The organism is Dolichospermum circinale AWQC310F (genome assembly GCF_000426925.1).
Classification (GTDB): domain Bacteria; phylum Cyanobacteriota; class Cyanobacteriia; order Cyanobacteriales; family Nostocaceae; genus Dolichospermum; species Dolichospermum circinale.
Genome location: NZ_KE384664.1, coordinates 43,258 through 47,767, shown reverse-complemented (window position 1 = coordinate 47,767; position 4,510 = coordinate 43,258). Strand labels below are relative to the sequence as shown.

Sequence of the window (4,510 nt, the reverse complement as noted above, 5' to 3'; positions counted from 1 at the left end):
AACAGGGAACAGGGAACAGGGAACAGGGAACAGGGAACAGGGAACAGGGAACAGGGAAGAGGTTTTGGGCAACTTTACTTTTAGTTACATATTTCGGTTTTTTTACGTTCACCTACTTATATTTAGTATTAATTATAAATTATCACGAAAAAATTTTTATGGCACTGATCACCCAAACTACCAGCAGATGCTACTTAAACAACTTGAAAACTAAAGTTTAAACTTGCCCAATTATTGACATCTAAAATATAGGCATCACTGGTAGTAGGGTTAATATCATCTTTAACTTTACTGCTGTGATGTAAGTCTTGCAATAGAGCTTGGGCAACTTTTAAAGGATTAACTAAAGGACTAATGGCTTGTTGATCTGTGGTAGGATATTTAGCAGTGGCTAAGGCTGTGAGAGTTTCTTTAAATGGGGTTGTGCTGATAACAATTTGGTGTTGACAAAAGGTAGAAAGTGTGGGAACCAACCAACCAGGTACAGGTTGATTATCTGGAATTTTGACTGTTTTTCCGGGAGGAATGAGGATTTCTGTTAATTGGGGTTTGTGAGGAGAAATGTTGTTTGGTGGAAAAACTTGCCAAGGATAAAAGGCAAAGGCACTTTGGTTATTATTTAAAGCTACTAGAATCAAGTATACAGGGCGATCGCTCAAATTTTCAATTCTATATTGCACCAGACTACCTACAGAAATTGTGGGAATAGCGGTGGGGGAATAACTGGGTCTGGGATAGGTTTTATCACTATTAGCAGTTTCTACGGTTTCCCTAACCATGAGAATACGAGGTAAAATGTTATTAACAACCTCTAAAGTTGCCCTAACTGGTAAACGGGAAGTACCCTCATTTTCCGTAAGTTGCCATAATTTTGATGCTAACAGGGTAGAAAATTTTGGTGTTAATCGTTGCACTGCTACTTTTACAGCTTCATCAATTTCCCCTACAGTATTGGTAATTAGTTCACCTCCTAAAGAAAAAACACCATAACGGCTGGGTATTTGGGAAACTTTACCAAAGACATAATCAGCGGTTTCTGTGCTGGTGACAATATTAGCCACATTGCTAATTCCTGAAAAAGCACTGGTAGCATCTACCCGTTCAATTCTTTCTAAACCCTGATCTAAGGCCATATTAAGATGGGTATTTCTGGGTAATGCGCGAACAGATTCTTGTACTATTTGTCCAAGTGGTAATTTGATAATTTCTTTATCTACTTGGGCTTTGGCTATTAAACCAATTCGGGATTTAATAATTAACTCAACTCCTGTCTCCACCATTAAACGAGAATTTACGCCATAATTTGCTAGAACCAGGGGAGGTAATCCTCCTAACCATAATTTGATTGTTTTACCATCATCTTCTATGGCTTTGATTATGCCCACACCCCTAAAGTTATTAATAGGGAAATAATCAGTAATGAGGGCATTTTCAGCATTTTTCCGCGCACTTAATAGGCTTGGTTGTTGTTTTCCTGCCAATTTATATATAGAACTACCCACATGAGAAAGGAGAACTTGTATTGTTTTTTGGGGAGTAGTTTCCCACAAATATTGAGTTAAGGCATAAGTAAATAATCCCGCACTCCAACCGGGGAAAAGTAATTCTCCTGCTTGTTGATTTGGTTCTGAAGTAGCTTTAAAAATCAGGGCATTATTAATAGGTGATTTTTGATTTTTGAGTTGTGATAAGAACTCTAATTCTTCTGTTGCTGAAATCAGAGATGATAATTCTGGATGAGTACGAATTTGCAAACCTGTGGATTTTAATTCACTAGGATGATAGTAACTCGTATCCAATACTGCTATAACTTGATTTGTGGGTAGAGATTGCAATAATAGCAAGAGAGTTTCTTCTAATAAATAGTTGACAGATTTTTCATCTCCTAAATTATTTTCATCAACAGGAAGTATAGCATTTTGTAATATACCTGTTCTATAGCTCTCCGATTTCTTAAAAAAGTCAGGGATCTGATCATTTGTCTTCACGCGAGTACCATAACCTGAGAAATGGAAAATCACCACATCTTCAGGTTTGACTTGCTGACTCAAATGATCTACAAAAGCCGCTGTAATTAGGTCTTTAGTTGCTTGTTTGTCCGTTAAAGTCAGAATATCTGCTGCTGCAAAACCAAAGCGATTAATTAACAATTCCCTTTGCAATTCCACATCAGTGACACAACCAGCCAGGGCAGGACTTTGTGAATATTGATTAATACCTATCAAGAATGCTAACTTGCGAGATTTGGATTGTGCTAAAGCCTGGTAATAAGGATTGCCCAAACTTAACCACTCTTCTTGTGCTAGTCCTAATGCTGCTAAGGCGCAGCTAATTTCTTGTAAAAACTTACGCCGTTTCATAATTAACCATCAGACCCCAGCCCGTCAGTAATAGCTTAAAGGCTGAAGTCCATAGAGTAAAGTTTCTAGTCTTAATCTAAACTAATACGGGCGAATTTTGCATAGCCCGTGTTAATTCAGCAGCTACTTCTGGACGAGAAAATTCTGGTGGTGGTAACTCACCCCGACGTAACATTTCCCGCACCTTTGTTCCAGACAGATGAACCCGTTCTTCTGGTCTGCTGGGGCTGGTTTTAGTTGTAGCCATTTGTTTGGTGCGTGTGCAGTAAAAAGCGTGTTCAAACTTCATTGGCACAATTCCCAACTCTTCTGGCGCAAATTCATCGAATATATATTGAGCGTCATAAGTGCCGTAATAATCACCTACACCAGCATGATCCCGTCCGACAATAAAATGTGTACACCCGTAATTTTTGCGAACTAAGGCATGAAAAATTGCTTCCCTCGGACCTGCATAACGCATTGCTGCGGGATTAATTGCTAAAATTACTCTATCTAGGGGATAATAGTGTTCTAGCAGAATTTCATAACAACGCATCCGCACATCAGCAGCAATATCATCTTCTTTAGTTGCTCCTACCAGTGGGTGTAGGAATAGACCATCAACAGTCTCTAAAGCGCACTTTTGAATATACTCATGGGCTCGGTGGATAGGATTACGAGTTTGGAAACCGACAATTGTTTTCCAGCCCTTGTTTCTAAACATTTCCCGTGCAGCAGCAGGATCAATTTGGTAGCTGGGAAAATGGGGATGAGAGTCCCGTTGTAATAACCAGATATCACCAGCTAAGTTAATAGAACCCTGATTGTATACTACCTGCACGCCGGGATGTTTAGGGTCGTCAGTGCGATAAACATTAATAGCTTCCCGTTGTTTGTCGTAGGCATACTTTTCGGTTAATTCCAATACCCCAATAAACTGCCCGCTGGGGTTATCCAGACGCACCAAATTACCTATTTCTAAACGGTCTGCCACTGCTGGGGTTACAGACAGTGTAATGGGAATTGACCAAACAATATCGTTAGCTAACCGCATTTCTGTAACTACTCGGTTGTAGTCTGCTTGGTTCATAAAACCAGTTAATGGACTAAAACCACCAATAGCAATCATTTCTAAATCAGAAACTGCTCGTTCATCAAGTTCCACACGGGGTAAAAAGTCAGCTTTGGTTAGAAATATTTCTCTTTGGGCTGCCGAAGCAACTCGGTTAATTAACTCTCCACCGTGGGGGGCATTTGCTTCTGGATGATAACTCAAGGTAATGTTTCCCTAATTGTTGCGAATTATGTATTAATTTATCAAATTTTTGTAGACATTGTTAAATTTTTGTGAAATTCTAATTTTTAGTTGCCAGTTGTTAGCTGGAGTCTTCTGCTTCTACTGCTAAAAAAGATTTTAGCAGTTTTTCAGCATCAAACAAAAAAAGTGGGAGATGATAGCGCGACCTAGGAATCGCTACCTAAGAATCATCCCCCACTTCAGAGATCACTGATTAAGTGAACTAATTACTCATTAAACAAGAGAGAAATTACTAGCAGTCAGAGTGGGAGCAGTAGCGAGAATAGCAAACTCACCACCAGTACCAAAGCCTGCCACCGTGCCATTTTGGTTGTAGTAAAGACTACCACTGCTTTGGCTGTAAACAATCAGCCCGTTACTAGTACCTACCAAATCATCATCTTCAACCACAGCAAACTCGTTTGCTACACTGAATCCTTGACCGACAATACTGGTTAGAGACGCAAATACAGACTTACTTAACGAGATTTGGTCATTACCAGAAGTAAAGTCTTGGATAGTATCTAGACCTTGAGTAGCGGAAGTGAACGCCGCATTCCCTGTAAAGCTGAAGACATCATTACCAAGACCACCAGTTAGAATGTCATTACCAGCGCCACCAATTAGAGTATCATTACCCACACCACTGGTCAGAGCATCATTACCTAAACCACCAACCAAGCGGTTATCTAGGTCATTACCGATAATTCTATCTGCTCCAGCACCAGCAATCACATTTTCAATGGTATTAGCGGCAGTTAATTTCAGTTTTGAACCATTAGCAGCCAAGGTTTGAGTAGTAGTAATACTTAGATTTAGGCGGATTGCTGCGGTTGTACCAGTGAAATCAATAGTATCTTGACCACCATCT

At 39.7% G+C, this 4,510-nt stretch carries 3 protein-coding genes and 1 pseudogene; 1 reads left to right on the top strand and 3 read right to left on the bottom strand.

Translation table 11 applies throughout. From position 1 onward, the window contains the following. A pseudogene (locus ACIR310F_RS26015) lies at positions 1-221 on the top strand (hypothetical protein); the annotation flags it as partial. Here ACIR310F_RS26015 and ACIR310F_RS0102265 read toward each other — a convergent pair. The 3 genes from ACIR310F_RS0102265 to ACIR310F_RS26010 all read right to left on the bottom strand — a co-directional run. After that, complete coding sequence (locus tag ACIR310F_RS0102265; protein WP_028082420.1) at positions 195-2,360, bottom strand: caspase family protein; 2,166 nt, start codon at positions 2,358-2,360, stop codon at positions 195-197. The pseudogene ACIR310F_RS26015 and the gene ACIR310F_RS0102265 sit on opposite strands and share 27 nt — an antisense overlap. A 76-nt stretch (positions 2,361-2,436) precedes the next feature. Continuing rightward, on the bottom strand, positions 2,437-3,618 hold the full coding sequence (gene sat / locus ACIR310F_RS0102260; RefSeq protein WP_028082419.1) for a sulfate adenylyltransferase: 1,182 nt from the start codon (positions 3,616-3,618) through the stop codon (positions 2,437-2,439). A 255-nt stretch (positions 3,619-3,873) separates the two neighbouring features. Beyond that, the coding region (locus ACIR310F_RS26010) for a M10 family metallopeptidase C-terminal domain-containing protein (protein ID WP_196803149.1) at positions 3,874-4,510 on the bottom strand (637 nt) is incomplete at its 5' end.

Coding starts and splice junctions, on each gene's coding strand:
- ACIR310F_RS0102265 (WP_028082420.1), bottom strand. CDS start 2,360: ATGAAACGGCGTAAGTTTTTACAAGAAATTAGCTGCGCCTTAGCAGCA.